Genomic DNA, 25,917 nt, shown 5'->3' on the forward strand with positions numbered 1-25,917 from the left:
AACATTACGCGTTCAGCAGCGGCTCTGCGGTTTTCTCCACCAGCGCCAGCAGGACTTTGACGTCCTCCAGGGTGACGGTTGGGTTCAGCAGGGTCAGCTTCAGGCAGGTCACGCCGTTGTGTTCGGTCACGCCAACGTTCGCGCGGCCAGACTCCAGCAGCGCATCGCCGATTTTCTGGTTCAGCAGCGCGATTTCAGCATCGCTGCGGCCAGCCAGGCTTGCAGGACGGAAGCGGAACAGCACGCTCGCCAGCTGAGGCTGCATTACCAGCTCCAGAGCAGCGTGGTCAGCCACGTAGGCCGCTACATTCTTCGCCATGGTCACGCCGTGATCGATGATTTCAGCGTACTGTTTCTGGCCCAGCGCTTCCAGGCCCATCCACAGCTTCAGAGCGTCAAAGCGGCGGGTGGTCTGCAGCGACTTGGACACCAGGTTCGGTACGCCTTGCTCTTCGTCGAACTCGGAGTTCAGGTAGGCCGCCTGGTAGCGCATCAGCTCGTAGTGACGAGCATCTTTCAGCAGGAACGCGCCGCAGCTGATGGTCTGGAAGAACTGCTTGTGGAAGTCCAGGGTAACGGAATCCACCAGCTCCAGGCCGTTCAGGTAATCGCGATACTTCTCGGACAGCAGCAGTGCGCCGCCCCAGGCTGCATCAACGTGGACCCAGATCTGGTGCTCTGCGGCCAGCTTCGCGATGTCGCTCAGCGGGTCGATAGCGCCTGCATCGGTCGTACCGGCAGTGGCGACGATAGCCATGATCTGCTCGCCGTTCGCTTTCGCCTGGGCGATTTTAGCCGCCAGGTCGATAACGTCCATGCGGGCAAATTCATCGGTTTTCACCAGCGTGACTGACTGATAGCCCATGCCCATCAGCGCCATGTTTTTCTGCACGGAGAAGTGGGCATTTTCAGAGCACAGCACTCTGATTTTGCGGATATCACCGGTCAGACCATCCTGCTGCACAGAGTGGCCCTGACGCGCAAAGTAAGCGTCACGCGCCAGCATCAGGCCCATCAGGTTGCTCTGGGTTCCGCCGCTGGTGAACACGCCCGCGTCGCCAGGCTGATAACCGACCTGTGCGCGCAGCCATTCGATCAGCTTCATCTCAATGATGGTCGCCGACGGGCTTTGGTCCCAGGAGTCCATGCTCTGGTTGGTGGCGTTGATCAGCACTTCTGCGGCCTGGCTAACCACCAGGCTTGGGCAGTGCAGGTGCGCCACGCACTGCGGATGATGCACCAGCAGGCTGTCTTTTAAGAAATACTCAATCGCGCGTTCAATCGCAACCTGGTTGCCCAGGCCCTGAGGATTGAAGTCGAGCTGAATACGTTCTTTCAGCTCGGCGACGGTTTTGCCCTGGTACATCTGGGGCTGCTGCAGCCACTCCACAACGGCCTGGCTGGTCTGGGCGATCGCCTGCTGGTATTCCTCAATGCTCTGGGCAGAGGAGGCCAGAATCGGGTTAGATCGGGACATATTTATTACTCCAGTCAGACAGCTTTTGCGCCAGCGGCTAACAAGGCTTTTTCAAATTTACTCAGGAAGATTTCCAGCTCGTCGTCGCTGATCAGCAGGGACGGCAGCAGGCGCAGCACGCAGCCGTTACGGCCACCGCGCTCCAGAATCAGGCCAGCTTCGAAGCATTTTTTCTGGATCAGAGCAGACAGCGCGCCGTCAGCCGGGTAGCAACCCATATGATCCTGTGCTTCTTCTGGCTTCACGATCTCAATGCCGAGCATCAGGCCCAGGCCGCGAACGTGGCCGATAGCCGGGTAGCGTTTCTGCAGATCGTACAGTTTGCCTTTCAGCCATTCGCCCTGAGCGGCAACTTTGTCGGCGACTTTGTTGTCTTTCAGGTACTTCAGGGTGGTCAGGCCGGTGGCCATCGCCAGCTGGTTGCCGCGGAAGGTACCGGTGTGGTGACCTGGTTCCCAGGCATCGATCTCTTTTCTCAGGCCCAGAACGGCCAGCGGCAGACCGCCGCCAACGGCTTTGGACATCACGATGATGTCTGGCTCAATGCCAGCGTGTTCGTAGGCGAACAGCTTGCCGGTACGGGCAAAGCCAGCCTGAACTTCATCGATGATCAGCACGATGCCGTGCTCTTTGGTCACTTTGCGGATGCGCTGCAGCCACTCGGCAGGCGCCGGGTTCACGCCGCCTTCACCCTGAACGGCTTCGAGGATTACGGCCGCAGGTTTGCGCACGCCGCTTTCAACGTCGTTGATCAGGTTGTCGAAGTAATAGGTCAGCGCTTTCACGCCCGCGTCACCGCCAATGCCCAGCGGGCAGCGGTATTCGTGCGGGTATGGCAGGAACTGAACTTCCGGCATCAGGCCGTTGATGGCCGCTTTCGGAGACAGGTTGCCGGTCACGGACAGCGCGCCGTGGGTCATCCCGTGGTAGCCGCCGGAGAAGCTGATTACGCCGCTGCGGCCGGTGTGTTTCTTAGCCAGCTTGATAGCGGCTTCTACTGCGTCTGCGCCGGATGGGCCACAGAACTGCAGGCAGTACTCTTTACCCTGGCTCGGCAGTAAAGAGAGCAGGTATTCTGAGAACTCGTCTTTTAACGGCGTAGTCAGATCCAAAGTATGTAACGGCAAGCCGCTGGTAATGACGTTTTGGATGCTTTGCAGGATGTCAGGGTGGTTGTGGCCAAGCGCCAACGTACCCGCACCGGCCAGACAGTCGAGGTAACGGTTACCTTCCACGTCGATGATCCAGGCGCCCTGGGCTTTGGCTATAGCGAACGGTAATTTGCGCGGGTAACTTCTGACATTCGATTCGAATTCAGCCTGTCGTGCCAAATAGGTTTCGTTGGTAGCGTTTGCAGATTTTGCATCTAAAGTATCAATACGGACTTTATCCGTCATCATATCTCTCCTACAACCGTCGGCATGCGCGCAGCGGCTGAATTAAGTAAACAATACTCGTCATGCTTCAAGTTGCAGGTGCGTTGGCTGCATCCGCTCACCCCAGTCACATAGTAGCTATGCTCCTGAGGATTCCCGGTCTTGCCGCCTTCCTGAAACTCGAATTATCCAGAGTATAGGTATCGGTTAGGGTGCATAAAACGCCGCCAATATATGGCTTTTTACCCCCCCGCTCAATCATTAATTTTTTCCGATTTTTTTAATTTAAATTCAATGAATTGAAGACTCTTTTGACGGGTATCCAGACATCCGATCTCTTAACTATTGGCAATGGCAGGAAAAAAAGCCCCCTGAAAGGCCTAATTTTGCGTATTAAAACGGTCTGGACAGACCAGGTTTTGCTGGATAGAAATAATTAACAACAAAAAATTACCCCGGGACATTGATTGGCAACAGGGGTTGCACTTTTTACCCGTAAACCTGGCGCTGGTTCAGCTTCAGCGGCAAAAAACGCCCACCTGTTTTTCAATAATGTCTGCCAGGCAATCCCGAATCGGGTTAGGTTCAGATGTGGCTCGTGGTAGACAAATGCCTAATGAAGGGAGAGCGGGAAGCGTCTGGACAACCGGGAGATCGGCAGGTTTTCCTACCTGCGTTCTTGGCGTCACGCCTAATCCGGCTCGTGCAGCTGCCCAAAGGCCGTTCAGACTGCTGCTGGTAAAGGCTATTCGCCAGGGGATCCCTGCACAATCCAGGGCCTCAATGGCGTGACGGCGTAAAATACAGGGAGCATCAAAAACCACTAAAGGCAGCGGCTGCCCATTGCCGAGGCATGTCTCTACCTGCTCGGGGATGCCCATCCAGTGCAGCGGGATTTTGCCTATCTCATTCTCCCCGAAAGCCGATGGCGTTTGCCAGAGTAAGGCCAAATCCAGCTGCGAATGGTTGAGGGCGGATTCCAGCTCTGCGTTTCGTGCGATACGTGCCTCAAGAATGACGGCGGGGTGGGCGCGACTAAATGACCCAAGGACGTCGGTTAACAGACCCTCACCAAAATCCTCCTGAAACCCTACCCGTAAGAGCCCACTTAGCTGTGTGTCGCCCACCGCAGCCATTGCGGCATCATTCAGCTCCAGCAGGCGTTTCGCATAACTCAACACAATTTCGCCCGTTGGCGTCAGCGCCAGGCCCCGGCCTGATTTTTTGACGACCGGCGTTCCGACCTGCTCTTCCAGTTTCTTCAACTGGGCGCTGACTGCTGAGGTGGATCGCCCCAGCCGGTCCGCTGCCCGGGCAAAGCTGCCGAGCGTCATGCCGGTCACAAAGGTGCGGAGAACGTCGAGATCTAAATTCGTCATGATTATTGTCCTGAAAATCAGGATTATTGGTTAAAAAATATCTGATATTTGGAATGATACTCAATGAGTATGCTCAGGTTGTCAACAACAGCCGGGAGGCTTCATGGGCGAAACATCACACGACATTCAACGGGTTTTAAGCCGGGCGCCAAAACTTGCCAGTATGAGCAACGACCTGTTATTCCGGGATATCTGGGAAAGACCGGAACTGAATAAACGCGATCGCAGCCTGATCACCGTGGCGGCGCTGCTGGCGCTGTACCGGCTTGAACAGCTGCCTATTCATCTTGATTTAGCGCGCAAAAATGGCGTCAGCGATGAGGAGTTAAGCGAGCTGATTACCCATCTGGCTTTTTATGCGGGCTGGCCTGCCGCCCACAGCGCGCTAAAGGTTCTGGATAAGTTGATCGTTGAATGTAATCGGGAGGAGCAATAAATGCCGGTACTTCATGTCACCTTATTAAAAGGAAAAACGGAGGTCTGGCTGGCGGCGGTTTCATCCAGCATACAGCGGGCGCTGGTGGAGGCATTTGATGTACCGGAGGCGGATCTGTTTCAGGTTTTTCACGAGCAAGCTAAATCTGCGCTGCGATTTGATCGCCACTATATGGCAGGGCCGCGCAGCGATGACTGGCTTCTGATTGAGATAACGGCCGGTAAGCCACGGAGTATTGAGACGAAGCAACGTTTTTACCGGGCCATTACCGAGCAACTTGCCGGGTCACCGGGCATTCATCCCAACGACGTGATGGTGGTCATTCGCCATAACAATGCTGAGGACTGGTCGTTTGGAGGGGGGAAGGCGAGTTTGCTCCCGGAGTAAGATCTACCCCTTAAAATCGCTGGGCGCGGGGGAGTCATCGCTGTATATTTTTATACACAACGATCATAAGGACTCCCGCCGTGAACCGATTTACCCGCCGCCTGACGCTGGGCGCACTATTAGTACTTTCCCCGCTCGCCGCGCTGGCGAACCGCACTCTCACCGACCAACTTGGCCGCCAGGTCACTATCCCTGATGAGGTTGACCGTGTCGTGGTGCTTCAGCATCAAACGCTCAACCTGCTGGTGCAAATGAACGCCACCGACAAAGTGGTCGGCATTCTGGCGAACTGGAAGCAGCAGCTTGGCAGCGGCTACGCTCGCCTGGCCCCGGAACTTGAGCACAAGGCCCAGCTAGGGGATTTAACCAGCGTGGACACCGAAAAGCTGGTGGCGCTGCATCCTCAGGTGGTGTTCGTCACCAACTATGCACCGCAGGAGATGATCGACAGCATTAGCAAACTCGGCATTCCGGTGATTGCGATTTCGCTGCGTCACGACGCTCCGGGCGAGCAGGGTAAACTGAACCCGTCGATGCAGGATGAAGAGCAGGCCTACAATCTCGGCCTGAAAGAAGGCATCGAGCTGATTGGCGAAGTCGTTAATAAAGAGAAGCAGGCCACAGCGCTGATCGACGCCACTTTTGCCGAGCGCAAGCTGGTCAGCGACCGCCTGAAAGACATTCCGGCAAGCCAGCGGGTGCGTGCTTATATGGCCAACCCTGATTTGACCACCTACGGTTCCGGAAAATATACCGGCCTGATGATGGCCCATGCGGGCGCGTTGAACGTCGCGGCGTCGACCGTAAAAGGCTTCAAGCAGGTGTCGATGGAACAGGTGATCGCCTGGGATCCGCAGGTGATCTTCGTGCAGGATCGTTACCCCAAAGTGGTGGACGAGATCGTCAGTAAACCCGAATGGCAGCCGATCGACGCGGTGAAAAACCATCAGGTCTGGCTGATGCCGGAATACGCCAAAGCCTGGGGCTACCCGATGCCGGAAGCGATGGCGATTGGCGAGCTGTGGATGGCGAAAAAATTGTACCCCGCCAGATTCAAAGATATCGACATGAAGAAAGTGGCCGACAGCTGGTATCAGCGTTTTTACCGCACCCATTATGAAGGCGTTGAGTAATGACCTTACGGATCCTGGCGGCCGGAAGCCTGCGGCGGGTCTGGCAGCCGCTTATGGCAAAGTTTGAGCAGGAAACTGGCCTGCCGACAGAGACCCAGTTTGGGCCTGCGGGCCTGCTAAGAGCGCGTATAGAAGCCGGTGAAACCTGTTCGCTGTTTGCGTCGGCAAACATGGCGCACCCGCACACGTTGCTGGAACAGGGCAAAGCGCGGGCGGTTCAGCGGTTTGCCGGGAATGCCCTTTGCCTGACGGCGGCTGCACACTGCGTTGATGCGCAAAGTACCTGGCTAACGCTATTGAGCAATCCGGCCTTACGCATTGGTACGTCCACGCCGGGCAGCGATCCGTCCGGGGATTATACCTGGCAGTTTTTTGCCAGATTTGAGGCTGAATTTGGCACAGCTTTGCAGTCGCGCGCCTTGCCGCTGGTTGGCGGGCCGGACACTCAGGCCGTGCCCGATGGCATGCTTGCGGCGCAGTGGCTTATTACCAGCAGGCAGGCCGATCTAATGATTGGTTACCGAAGCTATGCCGCAGCGCTGAACGCGCACCGTGAACTGCGGGTGTTTGAGATCCCGGTTCTCTACAATATTCAGGCCGATTATGGGCTGGCGGTGTGCGACGAACGGGCGGAGCCGCTGCGGGCATTCCTGGTCTCGGACGCTGCGCGGCAAATACTGCGCGACTACGGCTTTGTCGTCTGAAAACAAAAAAACCGCCTACAAGGGCGGTTATTTTTAGGCTTCGGTCTGCTAAGGCATCATCGTCGGCCATTCGGGCGGCATTCTGGCGATGATCTCAACCAGCCCCGTTTTAAACGACGCCCAGATAACCGGGAAGTCGCCGAGCGTCAGGCCTAATAAACCCATCGCAAACCAGCAGGAGGCGGCAATTCCCAGCCCGCTGCTGATCATGGCTAAAGCCCGGTAATCCGAGCGGCGAAACTGAATATTCAGGCTGCTTGCCAAAAACATCAAAACCGCGCTAAGCAGCGGCCAGCGGATGAGCATCACGCCGGTGGTGATTGTTGCCATGGACCTTCTTCCTCAAAAAGCTGCAATTTATTTTTCTGTTGCACTGATAGTGTGAAGTGTATCACTTTTGTGCGTTTAATCACCAGCGTTGTGATGCTTTTTTGCGCGGTATTGAGGCCGGGTCGGCGGGGTTTTTTAGGAAAACCAGGACGCGGAAGGCGTGAACATTTTGTTTATCTGACGTTTACCACAATTTCGTTTAAATAATCATTCCCTGCTGCTTTAACCCCAGAAAAACTCATATTAACGCGGTGGGTTAAATCTTAAGCTAAACAGCATCCCGGTTCCTCTTATCTCTTTGTTGCGCAAATTAATTTCCGCAGAGTTAACGGCTGAAGGCTATTGCTAAAGCGGGCTTTATGATGCAACGTAATCGGCGGTCATCAGGTTGTTCTAATAAAGTATAAAAACAGGCGCATAAAAGCAGAGACGTGTGAGCATCATGGTGAAACGGATTTATCTTAAGGCGTTGCGTACCTCAGGTTTTGTCCTGATCGTTTGCCTGCCGATAATGCTGGCGATCTATTTTGCCCATGTTCGCGCCATGAGTGACACCCAGCAGCACCTGCACTCTTTTGGCAAACTGGTGATGGAAAAAACGGAAATCGTCATCAGCCACGTTAATGAGGCGCGCAGCGAGGCGGAACGTTTTTCAGGGGAAATATGCAGCCCCCGGCATATGGCAAATATGCTGGATATCGTTCGTGGTAAACTTTTTGTCGCCGATTTAATTTACGTCAGCGGCGATAAGCTGCTGTGCTCGACCAGCTACAAGCCATTAAAACCGCTACCAACGCCGCTTCCTTCTTATACCCGTAAACCGGATATCGCCATTTATTATTACCTGGATACGCCGTTTTATGCCGGGCATAAAATGACCTACATGCAGCGTGGGCATTATATGGCGGTGATTAACCCGCTCACCTGGTCAGAAGTCTTGTCCGAAGATGACTCGCTGATTTATGGCGTCTACGACACCGTCACCCGCAGTTTTTTCTCTTTAAGTCCGGGGGCCGACAGCGACCTGCTGCACAGTTTTATTCTGCGTAAAGAGAAAGCGTTTACCGAGGATAATCGTTTTTACGCCGTCGACCAGTCGGCTAAAAGGCCGATTGCGGTGATTGTTTCCACGTCAGAAACTTTGTTTAACCGCCAGTGGTATCACCAGCTGACGCTGACGCTTCCGTTAGGCGTTATTTGCAGCCTGCTGATATTAATTATGTGGTCCCGAACCCGTCAGCAGTTAAATTCCCCGCGACGGATGCTTTTAAGAGCGCTGGCCAGAAAACAGCTCAAACTTCACTACCAGCCGATTATTGATATTCAAAACGGCTATTGCGTGGGGGCAGAAGCACTGCTGCGGTGGGTTAATTTTAACGGACAAACTATCAGCCCCGGGACGTTTATTCCGCTGGCAGAATCTGAAGGCCTGATTCACAAAATATCGGACTATGTGGTTGATGCGGTATTTAAAGATTTTGGTGAATTTCTTGCCGACCACCCTGGACTTTATATTTCGATTAACCTTTCGGCGTCTGACTTTCACTCTTCACGCTTAATTACCGTACTTTCAGAACGGATTAAAACCTACAACATTCGGCCGGGGCAGATAAAAATCGAAGTGACCGAGCGAGGGTTTATTGACGTTGAAAAAACCAGGCCGTTTATCCAGGAGTTCCGCAACGCCGGCTTTAAAGTTGCCATCGATGACTTTGGCACCGGGTATTCGAATCTGCACAATCTGCAGTACCTGAACGTCGATATTTTAAAAATCGACAAAAGTTTTATTGATTCCCTCGCCAGCGAGCGGGCCAGCCATTTGCTGGTGGAACACATCATTGAAATTGCCCACAGCCTGAATTTAACGACGATTGCCGAAGGGGTTGAAACCGAAGCGCAGGTGGCATGGCTGGTGGATCACGGCGTGGAGTATTGCCAGGGCTGGTATTTTGCGAAGGCGCTGCCTCCGCAAGAGTTTATCGCCTGGCTCTATACGCCAGGCGGGATCCCCGTTCGCAAGGCCTCAGTGGCTCGCGATCCACTGCTTTAAAGGAACAACCCATTCTGGATTAGGGCGGAAAAATGCCCCGTGCTGCTGGCCGGTAGAGATTTTTATCTCTTTATAATGAGTAATCCCCGGGCTGTGGTTCACAATCGTCTGGCAGGAACCCACTTCATCCGAGGCCTCATAAATGGAGAGCACGTTCCCGTACAGGCGATTGCGGGCGTCATCCTGAATGGAATGAGTACATCCCGCCAGAATGGCAACGTTGAGCGCCTTATTCTGCAGCTTGCTTGCCGCCAGAATGGTAATTTCGCCGCCGCGTGAGAAGCCGACAAGCGTAATATTCTTAGCCGGGACGCCTTTTGCAATCAGCGTGTTCACATCCTGTTTTAGCTTTTCGGCATATTTATCGGGCTGAGTATCTTTAGCTCTGTGATAAGCAATCAGGTTGTAGCCATCATCGCTTAGTTTCTCTTTCACCGCCGGGAAATCGTAAACGCCCCACTGCGGTTTATTTGGATTACTCGGCCGGTCAACATTTCCCTCTAACACTTTCCCGTGCGTATAAAAAACGTATTTCTGCTTCGGATTAACGCTGTCCGGGAACGCGGTATAAATGGTTGCCGCCTGAGCGGCCATTGAGGCAAACCCGATGGCCAAAATGGCGAAACTTAACTTTCTCACTCCAACTCCTGTTGGTTTTCTTAGGCCTGATGGCGGTAATCCGTTGGCGTACGGTCAAACTCACGGCGGAACACGCGGGAGAAGGTCTGCTGCGAAACGTACCCGTAGTCCATCGCGATATCAAAAATAGGGCGCTGGGTGGTGCGCAGCGCCGTGGCGGCCATCAGCAGGCGGCGCTGGCGGATGTACTCACCCAGCGTCTGGTGCATCACTGTACGGAACATACGCTGTAAATACCACTTTGAATAACCTGATTTTTTCGCCACCACGTCGATGTTCAGCGGCTGGTCAATATGTTCATCAATCCATTCAGTCAACGTATAAATGATGTCCTGGTGAGCCATGAGTCGTCCTCATTTCCGGGTTAGCTAGTTTCATTGCCAGGGAGTATAATTCCTCAAGTTAACTTGAGGTAAAGAGCATTATGGAAAAGAAATTACCCCGAATAAAAACGCTGTTAACGCCCGGTGAAGTGGCGAAGCGCAGCGGCGTGGCCGTCTCCGCGCTTCACTTTTACGAAAGCAAAGGTTTGATCAAAAGTACGAGAAATGCAGGCAACCAGCGGCGTTATCAGCGTGATGTGCTGCGAACGGTAGCGATAATAAAAATCGCGCAACGCATTGGCATTCCACTGAGCACCGTCGGGGATGCGTTTGGCGTCCTGCCCGACGGCCATTCGATCAACAAAAACGACTGGAAGAAGCTGTCGTCCCAATGGCGCGAAGAGCTGAACCACCGCATTGCCACGCTGACCGCGCTGCGTGACGAACTGAATGGCTGCATTGGCTGTGGCTGTTTATCCGGGGCGGAATGCCCGCTGCGTAACCCGGGAGATAAGCTGGGCGAGCAGGGTACCGGCGCACGGCTGCTGGAAGAGTAGAATGCGTGTTTTACATAAAACTAAAGCGCCACAAGGGCGCTCAAGACGGCTGACAAAGAGGGAAAAAGCGTGGTTTTTCCCTCTTTGTTGTTATTAGCCGAAAATCAATGAATTGATTTTCCAGGTTTATTAATGACGTTCTCTGTAGCTTCATTGCTCAACAGGAATCATCCGTTGCCACATAAAACTAAAGCGCCACAAGGGCGCTTTAGTTGTTTTCCGGTCTTTGTCTTTCGCTCTATCCCGTTCTGACAGGAGGGTTTCCCCCGACGTCGGCACCCCTCGATAACGCTTACACATACCTACGTACACACTTCACTGACTTTGGAGGTTCCGGTCTGCACCGACAATTTAAGTGTAGGTCTGCCCCTTCACTTTGCAAGGTCAATTGTTCTTTTTTTGTTCATTTTTTTGACATGTGATGCGTGTACGGCTTTCCTATAGTTATTCCATCTGGCTAAACAGAGGGTTACCTCATGCTCACGGTGCATCACCTCAATAATTCCCGTTCCCAGCGCGTGCTCTGGATGCTGGAAGAACTGGCGCAGCCCTATCAGATCGTGCGTTACCAGCGGGAACCCACCATGCTTGCCCCGGAAGCGCTAAAAAAAATCCATCCGCTGGGGAAATCCCCTGTCGTGGAAGATAACGGCCATATCCTGGCGGAATCAGGTGCCATTCTTGAGTACCTGCAGGAAACCTACGACAGTGAAAACCGCCTGAAGCCGCAGGAGATTAACGACAAAATCCAGTATCGCTTCTGGCTGCATTACGCCGAAGGGTCGCTGATGCCGCTGCTGTTAATGAAGCTGGTGTTTGGCAGCCTCGGTAAAGCACCTGTGCCCTGGCCGCTACGCCCGGTGGGCAAGGCGCTGGGGCAGGGCGTGCAGAAAGCCTGGTTGAATAAGCAACTCAGCACCCATGCCCGTTTTATCGAGGATCACCTGAGCCAGCACCCGTGGTTCGCCGGGCAGCAGTTTAGCGCGGCAGATATTCAGATGAGTTTCCCGGTGGCCGCGCTGCTGGCGAGAGGGGAAGTCAACGACATGCCGCACACCCAGGCGTGGATGAAAAACGTGCAAACGCGCCCCGCCTGGCAGCGAGCGTTAAATCAAGGCGGCCCTTTTGAGATCCCAGGGGCGTGATCGCCGAAGAAGCAAAGCGAGAGAAAATTAGCCCAACTTTTTGCGTTTTTGTTGCGAAATTGCGCATTGACGATAACGTTTGCGCACCGTAAGGCGATTAATTCATCAGCTGAGCATATTTTCCGCGAAAATCGCAAAAGTTAAGTTGAAAATCCCGTCAGGAAGGCTGGATAATCGTTTGCCTTAATTCTGTAACACCGATTTGTCCGTGTGGAGTTAAACGATTGCTTTTTTGTGACACCCCTTTTGTCACAATCGTAGCGCAGGGAGACAACGTTTAACTGGCAGCGGGATGTCCACCACCCGGGCAAACGTCATTCTAAAAATCTCAGGGGATTTTTCACTATGTCTACACCTTCTCCGCGCGCCGGCGGTTCGCTCGACGCCTGGTTCAAAATCTCTGCACGCGGCAGCACCGTGCGTCAGGAAGTTGTCGCCGGTCTGACAACCTTCCTTGCTATGGTTTACTCGGTGATCGTTGTACCGGGAATGCTCGGCAAAGCCGGGTTCCCACCGGCGGCGGTCTTTGTGGCTACCTGCCTGGTGGCGGGCGTGGGCTCCATCGTGATGGGCCTGTGGGCGAACCTGCCGCTGGCCATCGGCTGCGCTATCTCGCTGACCGCTTTCACCGCCTTTAGCCTGGTGCTCGGCCAGCACATCAGCGTGCCGGTCGCCCTTGGCGCGGTGTTCCTGATGGGCGTTCTGTTCACCATTATCTCTGCCACCGGCATTCGTAGCTGGATTTTACGCAATCTGCCGATGGGCGTGGCGCACGGCACCGGGATCGGTATCGGCCTGTTCCTGCTACTGATTGCCGCGAACGGCGTCGGCCTGGTGATTAAAAACCCGCTGGACGGGCTGCCGGTTGCGCTGGGGCATTTCGCCAGCTTCCCGGTGATCATGTCGCTGATTGGCCTGGCGGTGATCATTGGTCTGGAAAAACTGAAGGTGCCGGGCGGCATTCTGCTGACCATTATCGGCGTGTCCATCGTCGGCCTGATCTTCGACCCGAACGTGCATTTCTCCGGCGTTTTCGCCATGCCGTCGCTGAGCGATGACAAAGGCAACTCGCTGATTGGCAGCCTGGATATCATGGGCGCGCTGAACCCGATCATTCTGCCGAGCGTGCTGGCGCTGGTGATGACCGCCGTGTTTGACGCCACTGGCACTATCCGTGCGGTAGCTGGTCAGGCGAACCTGCTGGACAAAGACGGCCAGATCATCGACGGCGGCAAAGCGCTGACCACCGACTCCCTGAGCAGCGTGTTCTCCGGCCTGGTGGGCGCAGCTCCGGCAGCGGTTTACATCGAATCTGCAGCGGGTACCGCCGCAGGCGGCAAAACCGGTCTGACTGCAATCACCGTTGGCGTGCTGTTCCTGCTGATCCTGTTCCTGTCGCCGCTCTCTTACCTGGTACCTGCCTACGCCACGGCACCTGCGCTGATGTATGTTGGCCTGCTGATGCTGAGCAACGTCGCCAAAATCGACTTTGCCGACTTCGTGGATGCGATGGCCGGGCTGATTACCGCGGTGTTCATCGTGCTGACCTGTAACATCGTGACCGGCATCATGATTGGCTTTGCCTCTCTGGTGATTGGCCGCGTTGTCTCCGGTGAATGGCGCAAGCTGAACATCGGCACCGTGGTGATTGCCGTTGCGCTGGTGGCGTTCTACGCTGGCGGCTGGGCTATCTGATTTTCAATTCGTGCGGGTTGCGCTCTGTAACCCGCCGCTTTCACCCACTTCGGGCATTTCCGGTTCCAATGTGATGCAAAAAGTTGTTTTATTATTAAAACAACCGCTAAGAGTGACGCTTCAAATCACACATCACGTCCAGGGAAAACATGGAAATTTTCTTCACAATCTTGATTATGACCCTCGTGGTCTCTCTCTCTGGGGTGGTAACACGTATGTTGCCGTTTCAGATCCCACTGCCGTTAATGCAAATTGCTATCGGGGCGCTGCTCGCCTGGCCGCACTTTGGCTTACACGTTGAATTCGATCCTGAGCTGTTCCTGGTGCTGTTCATTCCGCCGCTGCTGTTTGCCGACGGCTGGAAAACGCCCACCCACGAGTTTCTCCATCATGGCCGGGAAATTATAGGCCTGGCGCTGGTGCTGGTGCTGGTCACCGTGGTCGGCATCGGCTTCCTGATTTACTTCCTGGTGCCGGGTATTCCGCTGGTGCCTGCTTTTGCGCTGGCCGCCGTGCTGTCACCGACGGATGCCGTGGCGCTGTCCGGCATTGTCGGAGAAGGGCGTATTCCGAAGAAGATCATGGGGATATTGCAGGGCGAAGCGTTGATGAACGACGCCTCTGGCCTGGTGTCCCTGAAGCTTGCGGTGGCGGTCGCCGTTGGGGCGATGGCCTTTAGCGTGGGCGGGGCTTCACTGGAGTTCTTCAAGGTTGCCATTGGCGGCCTGCTAGCGGGGATTGCGGTCAGCTGGCTGTATGGCAAATCGCTGCGCCTGATGAGCCGCTGGAGCGGGGACGAACCCGCCACCCAAATCCTGCTGTTGCTGCTGCTGCCATTTGCTTCTTACCTGATTGCTGAACATATCGGCGTTTCCGGCATTCTGGCGGCGGTGGCCGCAGGGATGACCATTACCCGCTCCGGCGTGCTGCGTAGCGCCCCGCTGACCATGCGCCTGCGCGCGAACAGCGTCTGGGCGATGCTGGAGTTTGTGTTTAACGGCATGGTTTTCCTGCTGTTGGGCCTGCAGCTGCCGGGCATTCTCGAAACGTCCGTTGCGGCGGCCAATGCCGATCCGAACGTTGAGCTGTGGATGCTGTTCCTCGACGTGGCGATGATCTATTTCGCCCTGATTGCGGTGCGTTTCCTGTGGCTGTGGTCGATGAAGCGGCTCAGCCTGCGCTTTTTGAAAAAGCGCCCGCTGGAGTTTGGCTCCTTTACTACCCGCGAGCTGGGCATTGCCTCTTTCGCTGGTGTGCGCGGGGCCATCACCCTGGCCGGTGTGCTTTCCATTCCGCTGCTGCTGAACGACGGCACGCCTTTCCCGGCGCGCTATGAGCTGATTTTCCTCTCCGCAGGCGTGATCCTGTTCTCGCTGTTTGCCGGGGTCATCATGCTGCCGATTCTGCTGCGAAACGTTGAGGTTGGGGATAAATCGCTGTCGCGCAAAGAGGAGCGGCTGGCCCGTTCCGCCACGGCTGAAGTGGCGATTGTTGCTATCCAGAAAATGGAAGAGCGCCTGGCCGCGGACAGCGAAGAGAATATCGACGACCAGCTGCTGAAAGAGGTGAGTTCGCGGGTTATCGGGAATTTACGCCGCCGTGCAGACGGGCGAAATGACGTTGAAAGCAGCGAGCTGGAAGAGAACCTTGAGCGCCGCTTCCGCCTGACCGCGCTGCGCTCAGAGCGCGCCGAGCTTTACCATCTGCGCGCCACCCAGCAAATCAGCAACGAGACCCTGCAAAAACTCCTGCACGATCTCGACCTGCTGGAAGCGCTGCTGATCGAGAAAGAGTAATCCCGCTAGTTCTGGCCGGTGTCCATTTCCGGCCAGAACTCTCTGCAGCAATCAATCCACGCCTGTGCGCTCTGCGAAATATAAACCCCTTCACGCCAAATCATCCCTAACTGCCAGCTCAGGTTGCTGTTCAGCGGCAGCCACATCAGCGTGGTGTGGTCCAGCTTGCGGCAAATCGGTTCCGGCAGCACGGCAATTCCCACGCCACCCTGTACCATCGCCGCCAGGAAATCCCACTGCCCGCTGCGCACCGCAATGCGTGGGGTAAAACCGTTGTCGGCAAACAGCTGCATCAGCTGGCGGCTAAGAGAGAAATCTTCGTTGTAGATAAGCAGCGGGTGCTCGGCCAGCTCGGCCGGGTCAACGCTTGTGCGGCCAATCCACGGGCCGGAGCGGGGCACCAGCACGCAGAGCGGATGGCGAAACAGCGGCATTACCGTCAGCGCGCCTTCGTCTTCTACGGGAATGGCCGTTACCGCCAAATCCAGGTCGCCGTTGAGCACCGCCTGCTGCACCGTCAGGCCGCCGAACTCGGAAATCTTGAACTCCACGCCGGGGTAGCGGTGCTGATACACGCCTATCGGGCCAGTCATCAGCGTGCCCACCATCGGTGGAATGCCCAGGCGCAGCACGCCGTTGGTGAGCTGCTTGATATCGCTCAGCTCGGCCTCAAGCTGGCGAAACTCGGCGAGGATGGCCAGCCCGCGCTGGAATACCACCTGGCCGGTATCGGTCAGCAGCAGGCGGCGGCCGTCGCGGATCAGCAGCGTGCAGTTCAGCTCATCCTCAAGGTTACGCAGCATTTTGCTGATGGTGGGCTGCGTGACGAACATCTTCTCCGCCGCCCGGGTGAAGCTCTGCTGGCGGACGACTTCAACGAAATAACGCAGCGTTCTGATGTCCATAACTATTCCTGTTAACTATACCTGCAATGATTTTAATTCATTTCAGTAGCGATGAACCGCTCTCTATAATCGGGGCTGGTATTTTTTCTGGAGCACCGATCATGGCTTTGGCGTTAGGCCGCTTTACGCCTGCTGTAATGCATAGCCTGCGTGTCCCCGTGCAGGTTGCCCTGTACGCCGGACTTTTTGTTTTTGCCGAACAGTTGGTGACGTGGGGGCATCTGCCGCTGCCCGCGAATCTGGTGGGGATGTTGCTCCTGCTGGCGCTGATAATTTGCCGCATCGTACCGCTGAAATGGGTCAGGGAAGGGTCGAAATGGCTGCTGGCCGAAATGCTGCTGTTCTTCGTCCCGGCGGTCGTGGCCGTGGTGAATTACTCGCAGCTGCTGATGCTGGAAGGCTGGCGCATTTTTGCCGTGATTGCGGTCAGCACCGTGCTGGTGCTCGGCAGCACGGCCTTTGTGGTGGAAAAAGTCTACCGCTTTGAGCTGGCGCGCGAAGCCCGCAGGCAGTCCCGCAATGACTAATTTCCAGCTCAGCGTGCTGTGCCTTGTGGTCACGCTGGTTTTCTACTTCGCCAATAAACGCCTGTATCGCCGCTTTCGCAAACTGCCGCTAATGCCGCTGGTCTTTACACCGGTGCTGCTGGTGGGGATGCTCGTCTTCGGCCATATCTCCTACAGCAACTATATGGGGGAAGCGCACTGGCTGCTGTGGCTGCTTGGGCCTGCCACCATTGCTTTTGCGGTGCCGGTTTATGACAACCTCCGGGTGATTAAACGCCACTGGATGTCGCTTTCTGCGGGCGTGCTGACGGCGATGGTGGTGGCGGTAACCAGCTCGATTTGGCTGGCCCGCTTATTCACCCTGCCGGACGGCATTCAGCGCAGCCTTGCGGTGCGCTCAATTACCACGCCTTTTGCCCTCGCGGCCGCGAAGCCCATCGGCGGCGAGCCGGAACTGGTGGCGCTGTTTGTGGTGATCACCGGCGTGTTCGGCATGGCGGTAGGGGACGTGCTGTTTCTGCGCCTGTCGATCAGGGAAGGGATAGCCAAAGGTGCCGGATTTGGCGCGGCTTCTCACGGTGCGGGCACCGCTCGTTCTTATGAGCTGGGGCCGCAGGAAGGGGTGATTGCCAGCCTGGTGATGATGCTGTCCGGCGTGGTGACGGTTTTGGTCGCGCCGCTGGTCAGCTGGCTGATGTTTTAACCTACCGGGGCAGCGATAGCCCCGGTAAGTACTTACTAACTAGTGAGCCCGCCCCTGATCGATGCCGATACCGGTTTGAGAGCGAATAAACTGCGCACGGAATTTCTCCCGCTCCAGCTTCCCTTCCGGCGTGTTATCGGTAATCGAGAACAGCCAGATGCCGATAAACGCAATCAGAATAGAGAACAGCGCCGGGTACTCGTACGGGAAGACCGCTTTTTCGTGGCCGAGGATCTGCACCCAGATAGTCGGGCCAAGAATCATCAGTACCACCGCCGTCAGCAGGCCGAGCCAGCCGCCAATCATTGCGCCGCGCGTGGTCAGCTTCGACCAGTACATCGACAGCAGGATAATCGGGAAGTTACAGCTCGCCGCAATGGAGAAGGCCAGCCCCACCATGAAAGCAATGTTCTGTTTTTCAAACAGAATGCCCAGCAGGATAGCCACCACGCCCAGCACCAGAACGGTAATTTTCGACACTTTCAGCTCATCGCGTTCGGACGCGCCTTTGCGGAAGACGTTGGCGTAAAGGTCGTGAGACACCGCCGAAGCCCCCGCCAGCGTTAACCCGGCCACAACCGCGAGGATGGTGGCGAAAGCAACCGCAGAGATAAAGCCGAGGAACAGGTTCCCGCCCACCGCGTCGGCAAGGTGAACCGCCGCCATATTGTTGCCGCCAATCAGCGCGCCCGCCGCGTCTTTAAACGCTGGGTTAGCACCTACTAACATGATGGCGCCAAAACCGATGATAAAGGTCAGAATGTAGAAGTAGCCCATGAAGCCGGTGGCGTAAAACACGCTTTTACGCGCTTCGCGGGCGTCGCTCACGGTGAAGAAGCGCATCAGAATATGCGGCAAGCCAGCGGTACCAAACATCAGGCCGAGGCCCAGGGACAGCGCAGAAATAGGGTCTTTCACCAGCCCGCCAGGGCTCATGATCGCCGCACCTTTAGGGTGAACCGCCATTGCCTCATTGAACAGGTTATTGAAGCTGAAACCGACATGCTTCATCACCATAAACGCCATGAAACTTGCGCCGAACAGCAGCAGCACGGCTTTGATGATTTGTACCCAGGTCGTCGCCAGCATGCCGCCAAACAGCACGTACATCACCATCAATACGCCGACCAGCACCACGGCGACGTGGTAGTTCAGGCCGAACAGCAGCTCGATGAGCTTCCCGGCGCCAACCATCTGGGCAATCAGATAAAGGGCAACCACCACCAGCGACCCGCAGGCCGACAGCGTGCGGATTGGCCCCTGTTTGAGGCGATACGACGCCACATCGGCAAAGGTATAGCGGCCCAGGTTACGCAGGCGCTCGGCAATCAGGAACAGAATAATCGGCCAGCCGACGAGGAACCCCAGGGAGTAAATCAGGCCGTCGTAACCTGAGGTGTACACCAGCGCGGAAATCCCGAGGAACGAGGCCGCCGACATAAAGTCACCGGCAATCGCCAGGCCATTCTGGAAACCGGTAATGTTGCCGCCCGCGGTGTAATAGTCGCTGCGGGAGCGAACGCGCTTGGACGCCCAGTAAGTGATATACAGCGTCAGCGCGACGAAAATCAGGAACATGATGATCGCCTGCCAGTTAGTTGGCTGGCGCTGCACGTCGCCGGTTATGGCATCGGCGGCGAAGGCACCGGCAGGCAGCAGAGCGGCAAAGACCGCAAGAAAACGTTTCATTTAACCCCCACTTCACGCAGCACTTCGTTATTCAGGCGGTCAAATTCGCCGTTAGCACGCCAGACATAAATCCCGGTGAGCAGGAAGGAAATAACGATCACGCCGATGCCGATAGGGATGCCCCGCGTGACGCTGGTGCCGTCATGTAGCGGGGTGCCGAGCCACGCGGGTGCGAAAGCAATCAGCAAAATAAAACCAACGTAAATCACTAACATAATCAGTGACAGAAGGGCGGCAAACCGTTGCCTTTTGGAAACCAACTCCCTGAAATGCGCACTGCTTTCTATCCGCTGATAAATGGTGTCATTCATCACAGAATCTCCAGAGGTTTTTTGTAGGGTAGGTATTTGTAGTTATTCCCTCTCCCTGAACGGGAGAGGGGGAGAACAAGGTTACGAAGGTATGGATAAAGCCTGCTTTTCTTCCAGCAGTTTTTCTACTACGCCCGGATCGGCGAGGGTGGAGGTATCGCCCAGGTTGCTGGTGTCACCGGAGGCAATCTTGCGCAGGATGCGGCGCATGATCTTGCCGGAGCGGGTTTTCGGCAGCGAATCGGTCCAGTGCAGAACGTCCGGCGTGGCAAGCGGGCCTATCTCTTTGCGTACCCAATTGCGCACTTCGGCGTACAGCTCCGGCGTCGGCTCTTCGCCGTGGTTCAGGGTCACGTAGGCGTAAATCGCCTGGCCTTTGATGTTGTGCGGAATCCCCACCACCGCGGCTTCGGCAATCTTCGGATGGGACACCAGCGCCGATTCAATCTCGGCGGTACCCAGGCGGTGGCCGGACACGTTCAGCACGTCATCCACGCGGCCGGTGATCCAGTAATAACCGTCTTCGTCACGGCGCGCGCCGTCGCCGCTGAAGTACATGTTTTTGAAGGTGGAGAAGTAAGTCTGCTCGAAGCGCTCGTGATCCCCGAACAGCGTACGCGCCTGGCCCGGCCAGGAGTCGGTAATGGTCAGGTTGCCTTCGGTAGCACCCAGCTGCGGATTGCCTTCGTTATCAACCAGCGCAGGCTGAACGCCGAAGAACGGCTGGGTCGCGGAGCCCGCTTTCAGCTCGGTGGCGCCCGGCAGTGGGGTGATCATAAAGCCGCCGGTTTCCGTCTGCCACCAGGTGTCCATCACCGGGCATTTCTCATTGCCGATGTGCTTCCAGTACCACTCCCAGGCTTCCGGGTTGATGGGCTCGCCCACGGAACCAAGAATACGCAGCGAAGAACGGTCGGTGCCTTCGGTGGCTTTATCCCCTTCGGCCATCAGCGCGCGAATGGCGGTTGGCGCGGTGTAGAGAATATTCACCTTATGCTTGTCGACCACCTGCGCCATGCGGTTTGGCTTCGGCCAGTTAGGCACGCCCTCAAACATCAGCGTGATCGCGCCGCAGGCCAGCGGGCCGTAAAGCAGATAGCTGTGCCCGGTCACCCAGCCTACGTCGGCGGTACACCAGTAGACATCGCCCGGATGGTAGTCGAAGACATATTTAAAGGTGGTCGCGGCATACACCAGATAGCCGCCGGTGGTGTGCAGCACGCCTTTTGGCTTGCCGGTGGAGCCGGAGGTATAGAGGATGAACAGCGGATCTTCAGCGTTCATTTCCACCGGCTGGTGCTGGTCGCTGGCTTTCTCTGTCAGCTCGTGCCACCACAGGTCGCGGTTCTGGTGCCAGTCAATTTTACCGCCGGTACGCTTCAGGACGATAACGTGCTCAACGGTTTTCACATTTGGGTTTTTAAGCGCGTCATCCACGTTCTTTTTCAGCGGAATTGAGCGCCCGGCGCGCACGCCTTCATCGGCGGTGATCACCAGGCGAGAGCTGGAGTCGATGATGCGTCCGGCCACGGCTTCCGGCGAGAAGCCGCCAAAGATCACGGAATGTACGGCGCCAATGCGGGCGCAGGCCAGCATGGCAACGGCGGCTTCCGGGACCATCGGCATGTAAATCGCGACAACATCGCCTTTCTTAATGCCCAGTTCGACCAAAGTGTTGGCAAAACGGCAGACATCGCGATGCAGCTCACGATAAGTGATGTTTTTGCTCTGGGTGGCGTCGTCGCCTTCCCAGATAATGGCGGTTTGATCACCCCGTTCTTTCAGGTGCCGGTCGAGGCAATTTGCGGCTAAATTAAGCGTTCCGTCCTCATACCACTTAATAGAAATGTTTCCCGGCGCAAAAGATGTGTTTTTCACCTTTTGGTACGGTTTGATCCAGTCAAGAATTTTCCCTTGTTCGCCCCAAAACGCATCCGGGTCCTGTATCGACTGTTGATACATGGCCTGGTACTGCTCCGGGTTTATCAGGCAACGGTCCGCAATGTTTGCGGGAATAGCGTGTTTGTGTACTTGGCTCATGGCTTTTTTTCTCCTTTAGGATGTTAATAATATGTCACACAAACGTTAATAGTAGGGGTATTGGCAGCTTTGTTTACTTTTTGGGCGGCAGATCACGCATTAAAATAATCGCGCAAAAATTGTTCAAACAGATGAATCATAAGAAATAATTACCTTTGGTATTTATTTCCAAAAACAAATAATGAAATTTTTTCCATAACAATAAGTTATATTCATGTTCCCCCGCAAAATCCTGTTTATCTATGCAATGTAAGTGCATAACCCTAAAAATGAAGGGTTGCGCAGCAGCCTATCGGGATGGTACTGATACGGCGCTTTAAAAAACCCCGCTTAACACCTGATGTTTGTCATACCCCCTTTCAGTTTGTGACCTTCTCCTGAGTCAACAGCATGGGAATGGCGTTTTTTTGAGGAACTGTCGTCGTTATGAAAAACTTTAAAATGAGCCTGGCCTGGCAAATCTTGCTGGCGCTGGTGCTGGGCATTATCCTGGGAAGTTTTCTTCATTATCAAAGTGATAGCCGTGAATGGCTGGTCGCTAACCTGCTGTCACCGGCGGGCGATATCTTTATTCACCTGATCAAAATGATCGTCGTGCCGATTGTGATTTCCACCCTGGTGGTCGGGATTGCGGGCGTCGGCGACGCAAAGCAGCTTGGCCGCATCGGCGCTAAAACCATCATTTATTTCGAAGTGATCACGACGGTTGCCATCATTCTGGGCATTACGCTCGCGAATGTTTTCCAGCCGGGCCACGGCATAGATATGTCGCAGCTTGCTACCGTGGATATTTCGAAATACCAGCACACCGCGCAGGATGTACAAAGCCATGCTCATGGCCTGATGGGGACAATTCTGTCACTCGTGCCAACCAACATCGTGGCATCAATGGCGAAGGGCGAGATGCTGCCGATCATCTTCTTCTCGGTACTGTTTGGCCTGGGGCTGTCGTCGCTGCCCGCGACTCACCGCGAGCCGCTGGTGACCGTTTTCCGCTCCATCTCTGAAACCATGTTCAAAGTGACGCACATGGTGATGCGCTATGCGCCGGTGGGCGTTTTCGCGCTGATTTCCGTGACCGTGGCGAACTTTGGTTTTGCCTCGCTCTGGCCGCTGCTGAAGCTGGTGGTGCTGGTGTACGTGGCGATTGCCTTCTTTGCACTGGTGGTGCTGGGCGCGGTGGCGCGCCTGTGCGGGCTGAAAATCACCATCCTGATGCGCATCCTGAAAGACGAACTGATTCTGGCGTTCTCTACCGCCAGCTCCGAGAGCGTGCTGCCGCGTATCATCGAGAAGATGGAAGCCTATGGCGCTCCGGCGTCGATCACCAGCTTCGTGGTGCCGACCGGCTACTCGTTTAACCTGGATGGCTCCACGCTTTATCAGAGCATCGCGGCGATCTTTATCGCTCAGCTGTACGGCATCGAGCTGTCGCTGTGGCAGGAAATCATTCTGGTGCTGACGCTGATGGTGACCTCAAAAGGGATTGCTGGCGTGCCGGGTGTTTCCTTCGTGGTGCTGTTGGCAACGCTTGGCAGCGTCGGTATTCCGCTGGAAGGGCTGGCGTTTATTGCCGGGGTTGACCGTATTCTGGATATGGCGCGTACCGCGCTGAATGTGGTTGGCAACGCGCTGGCGGTGCTGGTTATCGCCAAGTGGGAGCATAAATTCGACCATAAAAAAGCCCAGGCCTATGAGCGTGAGCTTTTTGGGAAGTTTGACAGTAAGGCGAGTAGTTAAGTAAAGCCCCTCACCCCGGCCCTCTCCCCAAAGGGGAGAGGGAGGAAAACATGTTCGTTATCCGCTTTTCCCACAGGGGAGAGGGAGGAAAATTCCTCAAAGGGGCGAAGGAGAATACATTTTCTTTATCCCCTCTCCCCTTTGGGGAGAGGGTTAGGGTGAGGGGATGTCTTACCCCATCGCGCTTTCGCGCAGCCGGGCCTTCAGCTTATTGTACTCATCAATCACATACTGCTCGGCGGCCTGCTGATCGGCAATCGGCTCGACGCGCACGGCGCAGTACTTGTACTCCGGCGTTTTGGTTATCGGACTCAGGTTCTCCGTCACCAGCTCATTACAGGCACCAATCCACCACTGATAGGTCATGTACACCGCGCCTTTATTCGGACGTTCGCTGACCGCAGCTCGGGTAATAACCCGGCCTTTACGCGAATTCACCCAAATCAACGCTTCATCTTCAATGCCCAGCCGTGCGGCATCTTCGACGTGGATCTGCGCATAACCCGGCTCATCGGCTAGCGCTGCCAGCGCCGCACAGTTCCCGGTCATTGAACGGCAGGAGTAGTGGCCCACTTCACGCACTGTCGAAAGCACCATCGGGTAATCGTCGGTGACGCGATCGATAGGCGGCGCCCAGTCGCAGGTGAAGAATTGCCCCAGCCCGTTAGGACGCTCGAACTTGCTCTCATACAGGTAAGATGTGCCCTGATCCGCGTCGGAAGTGTCCCGGCAAGGCCACTGGATATAGCCCAGCTCGCCCATCTTCTCGTAGGTTGCCCCATAGAAGTCCGGACACAGGTGGCGCAGCTCGTCCCAGATTTCCTGGGTGTTGCTGTAGTGCATCGGGTAGCCCATACGGGTGGCGATTTCGCTGATAATCTGCCAGTCCGTTTTGAGATCCCACTTCGGCTCAACCGCTTTAAAGAAGCGCTGGAAGCCACGGTCGGCGGCGGTGAAGACGCCTTCATGCTCGCCCCAGGAGGTGGACGGTAAAATAACGTCTGCCTCGGCGGCGGTTTTGGTCATGAAGATGTCCTGCACAATCACCAGCTCAAGCCCGGCAAACGCTTTGCGCACGGCGGAAAGCTCGGCGTCGGTCTGGAGCGGATCTTCCCCCATAATATAGGCCGCGCGAACTTCCCCGTGTTCAACCCGGTGAGGCAGTTCGCTGATGCGATAACCGTTAGCTTCCGGCAGCGCGTCAACGCCCCAGGCTGCAGCAAATTTGCTGCGGGTTTCCGCGTCACGAACATACTGGTTGCCGGGGAACATGTCCGGCAGCGCGCCCATATCGCAGGCACCCTGCACGTTGTTCTGGCCACGAACCGGGTTCACGCCCACGTTAGGCTTACCGAGGTTGCCGGTCATCAGCGCCAGGCTGGTGAGCGAGCGTACGGTTTCCACGCCCTGGTAGAACTGGGTCACGCCCATGCCCCACAGGATGGTGGCCGTTTTTGCTTTGGCATACATACGCGCGGCCGCACGGATTTCCCCGGCGCTGACGCCAGTGATTTCTTCTACGGATTCTGGCGTGTAGCCTTCAACAATTTTGCGATACTCCTCGAAGCCCTCGGTACGAGAAGCGACGAAAGCGGGGTCGTAAAGATTCTCTTCAATAATGACGTGGCCAATCGCGTTCAGCAGCGCGATGTTCGAGCCGTTACGTAACCTTAAATGCATGTCGGCAATGCGCGCGGTTTCAATTTTGCGCGGATCGACAACGATAATCTGTGCCCCTTTCTGCTTCGCTTTAATCACGCGATTAGCCACGATAGGGTGTGAATCTGCCGGGTTGTACCCGAACACAAAGACTAAATCAGTATCCTCAATCTCGACGATAGAGTTACTCATCGCGCCATTCCCGACCGACTGGTGCAGACCTGCAACCGATGGGCCGTGTCAGACACGTGCGCAGCAATCGACGTTATTGGTTCCAATAACGGCGCGCGCAAATTTTTGCATTACATAGTTGGTTTCGTTGCCGGTCCCGCGTGAGGAGCCGGTGGTTTGAATGGCGTTCGGGCCATACTTGGCTTTGATCTCGCTCAGGCGTGAGCTGACGTAATCCAGCGCTTCATCCCAGGAAACGGCTTCCAGCTTGCCGCCGCGCTCGCGGCGAATCATCGGGGTTTTCAAGCGCGGGGTAAGGATTTTGGTGTCGGTGATAAAATCCCAACCGTAATACCCCTTCAGGCACAGGTCGCCCTGGTTGGTTTTACCCTGTGCGCCTTCCGCCTTGACGATTTTGCCGTTATCCACCACCAGGTTTATCTTGCAACCCGAGGCGCAATAGGGGCAAACCGTGACGACTTTTTTCATCATGTTGCTCCAGTCAATGCTGTCATTTAAGTGCGGCGATAAATGCAAACCGCCTTGCTGCGCCACTCAATGCATGATCTATGCCACATAGAGTGAGTGGGTATTGGCGCGGGTTTGGCGGGTATCTGGCGAGCGGGCTGACGAAAGGCCGGGTATTTCGTCATAAATGACGTGTCGAACTGACGGCCATTTGTGACAGTGATAGAAAATTCCGCACGGATTTGTGTTCTTTCTGCGGCGCGCAATCAACAATCGCTCACACTAAAAAGAACCTCCT

General features: G+C 55.7%; 23 protein-coding genes. 12 read left to right on the forward strand and 11 right to left on the reverse strand.

The genetic code is table 11. The features are described from left to right. Window positions 1-4: 4 nt before the first annotated feature. From LH86_RS06660 to LH86_RS06670, 3 genes are all read right to left on the reverse strand, one after another. Entirely contained in the window at window positions 5-1,477 is a 1,473-nt protein-coding gene (locus LH86_RS06660) for a pyridoxal phosphate-dependent decarboxylase family protein (RefSeq protein ID WP_039299519.1), read from the reverse strand. Between the two features lie 14 nt (window positions 1,478-1,491). Next, the gene (locus tag LH86_RS06665; protein WP_008455804.1) at window positions 1,492-2,877 is read right to left on the reverse strand and encodes a diaminobutyrate--2-oxoglutarate transaminase; all 1,386 of its coding nucleotides are present in this window, start codon (window positions 2,875-2,877) and stop codon (window positions 1,492-1,494) included. A gap of 494 nt (window positions 2,878-3,371) precedes the next feature. After that, window positions 3,372-4,232, reverse strand: coding sequence for a LysR substrate-binding domain-containing protein (locus LH86_RS06670; protein WP_039299522.1), 861 nt, complete (start codon window positions 4,230-4,232; stop codon window positions 3,372-3,374). A 103-nt stretch (window positions 4,233-4,335) separates the two neighbouring features. On the opposite strand from LH86_RS06670, the gene LH86_RS06675 reads away from it, so the two are divergent. From LH86_RS06675 to modA, 4 genes are all read left to right on the forward strand, one after another. Next, on the forward strand, window positions 4,336-4,668 hold the full coding sequence (locus LH86_RS06675; protein ID WP_052045550.1) for a carboxymuconolactone decarboxylase family protein: 333 nt from the start codon (window positions 4,336-4,338) through the stop codon (window positions 4,666-4,668). After that, the gene (locus LH86_RS06680; protein ID WP_039299525.1) at window positions 4,669-5,055 is read left to right on the forward strand and encodes a tautomerase family protein; all 387 of its coding nucleotides are present in this window, start codon (window positions 4,669-4,671) and stop codon (window positions 5,053-5,055) included. A gap of 80 nt (window positions 5,056-5,135) precedes the next feature. Beyond that, window positions 5,136-6,188, forward strand: coding sequence for an ABC transporter substrate-binding protein (locus LH86_RS06685; protein ID WP_039299528.1), 1,053 nt, complete (start codon window positions 5,136-5,138; stop codon window positions 6,186-6,188). Then, a complete protein-coding gene (gene modA, locus LH86_RS06690) occupies window positions 6,188-6,892 on the forward strand; it encodes a molybdate ABC transporter substrate-binding protein (RefSeq protein ID WP_039299531.1) in 705 nt (234 codons plus the stop codon). Before LH86_RS06685 ends, modA begins: the two co-directional genes overlap by 1 nt. A gap of 48 nt (window positions 6,893-6,940) precedes the next feature. Here the strand turns inward: modA and LH86_RS06695 are convergent, their stop codons facing one another. Continuing rightward, the gene (locus LH86_RS06695) at window positions 6,941-7,222 is read right to left on the reverse strand and encodes a YjcB family protein (RefSeq protein WP_039299534.1); all 282 of its coding nucleotides are present in this window, start codon (window positions 7,220-7,222) and stop codon (window positions 6,941-6,943) included. A 442-nt stretch (window positions 7,223-7,664) separates the two neighbouring features. Between LH86_RS06695 and LH86_RS06700 the strand changes: the two genes are divergently transcribed. Next, window positions 7,665-9,272 (forward strand): EAL domain-containing protein, encoded by a 1,608-nt coding sequence (locus LH86_RS06700; RefSeq protein WP_039299538.1) that lies wholly within the window; start codon window positions 7,665-7,667, stop codon window positions 9,270-9,272. Here LH86_RS06700 and LH86_RS06705 read toward each other — a convergent pair. Together LH86_RS06705 and soxS are read right to left on the reverse strand one after the other, a co-directional pair. Further along, a complete protein-coding gene (locus tag LH86_RS06705) occupies window positions 9,246-9,911 on the reverse strand; it encodes an alpha/beta hydrolase (RefSeq protein WP_052045551.1) in 666 nt (221 codons plus the stop codon). The genes LH86_RS06700 and LH86_RS06705 overlap by 27 nt on opposite strands. A 20-nt stretch (window positions 9,912-9,931) precedes the next feature. Then, on the reverse strand, window positions 9,932-10,255 hold the full coding sequence (soxS, locus tag LH86_RS06710; RefSeq protein ID WP_008455787.1) for a superoxide response transcriptional regulator SoxS: 324 nt from the start codon (window positions 10,253-10,255) through the stop codon (window positions 9,932-9,934). Between the two features lie 80 nt (window positions 10,256-10,335). Between soxS and soxR the strand changes: the two genes are divergently transcribed. The 4 genes from soxR to LH86_RS06730 all read left to right on the forward strand — a co-directional run bounded on the left by soxR (window position 10,336) and on the right by LH86_RS06730 (window position 15,427). Beyond that, window positions 10,336-10,791 carry a redox-sensitive transcriptional activator SoxR gene (gene soxR, locus LH86_RS06715; RefSeq protein ID WP_039299540.1) on the forward strand — a complete coding sequence of 152 codons (456 nt, stop codon included), beginning with the start codon at window positions 10,336-10,338 and terminating at the stop codon, window positions 10,789-10,791. A gap of 476 nt (window positions 10,792-11,267) precedes the next feature. Then, window positions 11,268-11,936, forward strand: a complete 669-nt coding sequence (locus tag LH86_RS06720; RefSeq protein WP_039299543.1) for a glutathione S-transferase family protein — start codon at window positions 11,268-11,270, stop codon at window positions 11,934-11,936. A gap of 345 nt (window positions 11,937-12,281) precedes the next feature. After that, window positions 12,282-13,631, forward strand: a complete 1,350-nt coding sequence (ghxP, locus tag LH86_RS06725) for a guanine/hypoxanthine transporter GhxP (RefSeq protein ID WP_039289375.1) — start codon at window positions 12,282-12,284, stop codon at window positions 13,629-13,631. 149 nt (window positions 13,632-13,780) lie between these two features. Next, window positions 13,781-15,427 (forward strand): Na+/H+ antiporter, encoded by a 1,647-nt coding sequence (locus tag LH86_RS06730; RefSeq protein WP_008455781.1) that lies wholly within the window; start codon window positions 13,781-13,783, stop codon window positions 15,425-15,427. 5 nt (window positions 15,428-15,432) lie between these two features. Here LH86_RS06730 and LH86_RS06735 read toward each other — a convergent pair whose 3' ends face one another. Continuing rightward, window positions 15,433-16,332 (reverse strand): LysR family transcriptional regulator, encoded by a 900-nt coding sequence (locus LH86_RS06735; protein ID WP_039299546.1) that lies wholly within the window; start codon window positions 16,330-16,332, stop codon window positions 15,433-15,435. A gap of 101 nt (window positions 16,333-16,433) precedes the next feature. On the opposite strand from LH86_RS06735, the gene LH86_RS06740 reads away from it, so the two are divergent. Further along, window positions 16,434-16,859, forward strand: coding sequence for a CidA/LrgA family protein (locus tag LH86_RS06740; protein ID WP_039299549.1), 426 nt, complete (start codon window positions 16,434-16,436; stop codon window positions 16,857-16,859). Continuing rightward, window positions 16,852-17,541 (forward strand): LrgB family protein, encoded by a 690-nt coding sequence (locus LH86_RS06745; protein WP_008455777.1) that lies wholly within the window; start codon window positions 16,852-16,854, stop codon window positions 17,539-17,541. The genes LH86_RS06740 and LH86_RS06745 overlap by 8 nt, the downstream gene beginning before the upstream one ends. A 39-nt stretch (window positions 17,542-17,580) precedes the next feature. On the opposite strand, the gene actP is transcribed toward LH86_RS06745, so the two are convergent. From actP to acs, 3 genes are all read right to left on the reverse strand, one after another. Then, window positions 17,581-19,230 carry a cation/acetate symporter ActP gene (actP, locus tag LH86_RS06750; RefSeq protein ID WP_039299552.1) on the reverse strand — a complete coding sequence of 550 codons (1,650 nt, stop codon included), beginning with the start codon at window positions 19,228-19,230 and terminating at the stop codon, window positions 17,581-17,583. Continuing rightward, window positions 19,227-19,541: a DUF485 domain-containing protein gene (locus LH86_RS06755; RefSeq protein WP_008455772.1), complete on the reverse strand. Its 315-nt coding sequence runs from the start codon at window positions 19,539-19,541 to the stop codon at window positions 19,227-19,229. The genes actP and LH86_RS06755 overlap by 4 nt, the downstream gene beginning before the upstream one ends. 81 nt (window positions 19,542-19,622) lie before the next feature. After that, window positions 19,623-21,581: an acetate--CoA ligase gene (acs, locus tag LH86_RS06760; RefSeq protein WP_039289388.1), complete on the reverse strand. Its 1,959-nt coding sequence runs from the start codon at window positions 21,579-21,581 to the stop codon at window positions 19,623-19,625. Between the two features lie 426 nt (window positions 21,582-22,007). On the opposite strand from acs, the gene gltP reads away from it, so the two are divergent. Further along, window positions 22,008-23,321 (forward strand): glutamate/aspartate:proton symporter GltP, encoded by a 1,314-nt coding sequence (gltP, locus tag LH86_RS06765; protein WP_008455769.1) that lies wholly within the window; start codon window positions 22,008-22,010, stop codon window positions 23,319-23,321. Between the two features lie 171 nt (window positions 23,322-23,492). Here the strand turns inward: gltP and fdhF are convergent, their stop codons facing one another. Continuing rightward, window positions 23,493-25,640: a formate dehydrogenase subunit alpha gene (gene fdhF, locus LH86_RS06770; protein WP_081942997.1), complete on the reverse strand. Its 2,148-nt coding sequence runs from the start codon at window positions 25,638-25,640 to the stop codon at window positions 23,493-23,495. Window positions 25,641-25,917: the final 277 nt, after the last annotated feature.

This window comes from Cedecea neteri (assembly GCF_000758325.1).
GTDB classification, from domain to species: domain Bacteria; phylum Pseudomonadota; class Gammaproteobacteria; order Enterobacterales; family Enterobacteriaceae; genus Cedecea; species Cedecea neteri_B.

Excerpts from the sequence above, each read along its gene's own strand:
- LH86_RS06700 (WP_039299538.1), top strand. The coding sequence starts at position 7,665 with ATGGTGAAACGGATTTATCTTAAGGCGTTGCGTACCTCAGGTTTTGTC.
- gltP (WP_008455769.1), top strand. The coding sequence starts at position 22,008 with ATGAAAAACTTTAAAATGAGCCTGGCCTGGCAAATCTTGCTGGCGCTG.
- LH86_RS06665 (WP_008455804.1), bottom strand. The coding sequence starts at position 2,877 with ATGATGACGGATAAAGTCCGTATTGATACTTTAGATGCAAAATCTGCA.
- acs (WP_039289388.1), bottom strand. The coding sequence starts at position 21,581 with ATGAGCCAAGTACACAAACACGCTATTCCCGCAAACATTGCGGACCGT.
- ghxP (WP_039289375.1), top strand. The coding sequence starts at position 12,282 with ATGTCTACACCTTCTCCGCGCGCCGGCGGTTCGCTCGACGCCTGGTTC.
- LH86_RS06670 (WP_039299522.1), bottom strand. The coding sequence starts at position 4,232 with ATGACGAATTTAGATCTCGACGTTCTCCGCACCTTTGTGACCGGCATG.
- LH86_RS06735 (WP_039299546.1), bottom strand. The coding sequence starts at position 16,332 with ATGGACATCAGAACGCTGCGTTATTTCGTTGAAGTCGTCCGCCAGCAG.
- LH86_RS06720 (WP_039299543.1), top strand. The coding sequence starts at position 11,268 with ATGCTCACGGTGCATCACCTCAATAATTCCCGTTCCCAGCGCGTGCTC.
- LH86_RS06680 (WP_039299525.1), top strand. The coding sequence starts at position 4,669 with ATGCCGGTACTTCATGTCACCTTATTAAAAGGAAAAACGGAGGTCTGG.
- LH86_RS06695 (WP_039299534.1), bottom strand. The coding sequence starts at position 7,222 with ATGGCAACAATCACCACCGGCGTGATGCTCATCCGCTGGCCGCTGCTT.
- soxS (WP_008455787.1), bottom strand. The coding sequence starts at position 10,255 with ATGGCTCACCAGGACATCATTTATACGTTGACTGAATGGATTGATGAA.
- actP (WP_039299552.1), bottom strand. The coding sequence starts at position 19,230 with ATGAAACGTTTTCTTGCGGTCTTTGCCGCTCTGCTGCCTGCCGGTGCC.
- LH86_RS06755 (WP_008455772.1), bottom strand. The coding sequence starts at position 19,541 with ATGAATGACACCATTTATCAGCGGATAGAAAGCAGTGCGCATTTCAGG.
- modA (WP_039299531.1), top strand. The coding sequence starts at position 6,188 with ATGACCTTACGGATCCTGGCGGCCGGAAGCCTGCGGCGGGTCTGGCAG.
- soxR (WP_039299540.1), top strand. The coding sequence starts at position 10,336 with ATGGAAAAGAAATTACCCCGAATAAAAACGCTGTTAACGCCCGGTGAA.
- LH86_RS06675 (WP_052045550.1), top strand. The coding sequence starts at position 4,336 with ATGGGCGAAACATCACACGACATTCAACGGGTTTTAAGCCGGGCGCCA.
- LH86_RS06740 (WP_039299549.1), top strand. The coding sequence starts at position 16,434 with ATGGCTTTGGCGTTAGGCCGCTTTACGCCTGCTGTAATGCATAGCCTG.
- LH86_RS06660 (WP_039299519.1), bottom strand. The coding sequence starts at position 1,477 with ATGTCCCGATCTAACCCGATTCTGGCCTCCTCTGCCCAGAGCATTGAG.
- LH86_RS06745 (WP_008455777.1), top strand. The coding sequence starts at position 16,852 with ATGACTAATTTCCAGCTCAGCGTGCTGTGCCTTGTGGTCACGCTGGTT.
- LH86_RS06730 (WP_008455781.1), top strand. The coding sequence starts at position 13,781 with ATGGAAATTTTCTTCACAATCTTGATTATGACCCTCGTGGTCTCTCTC.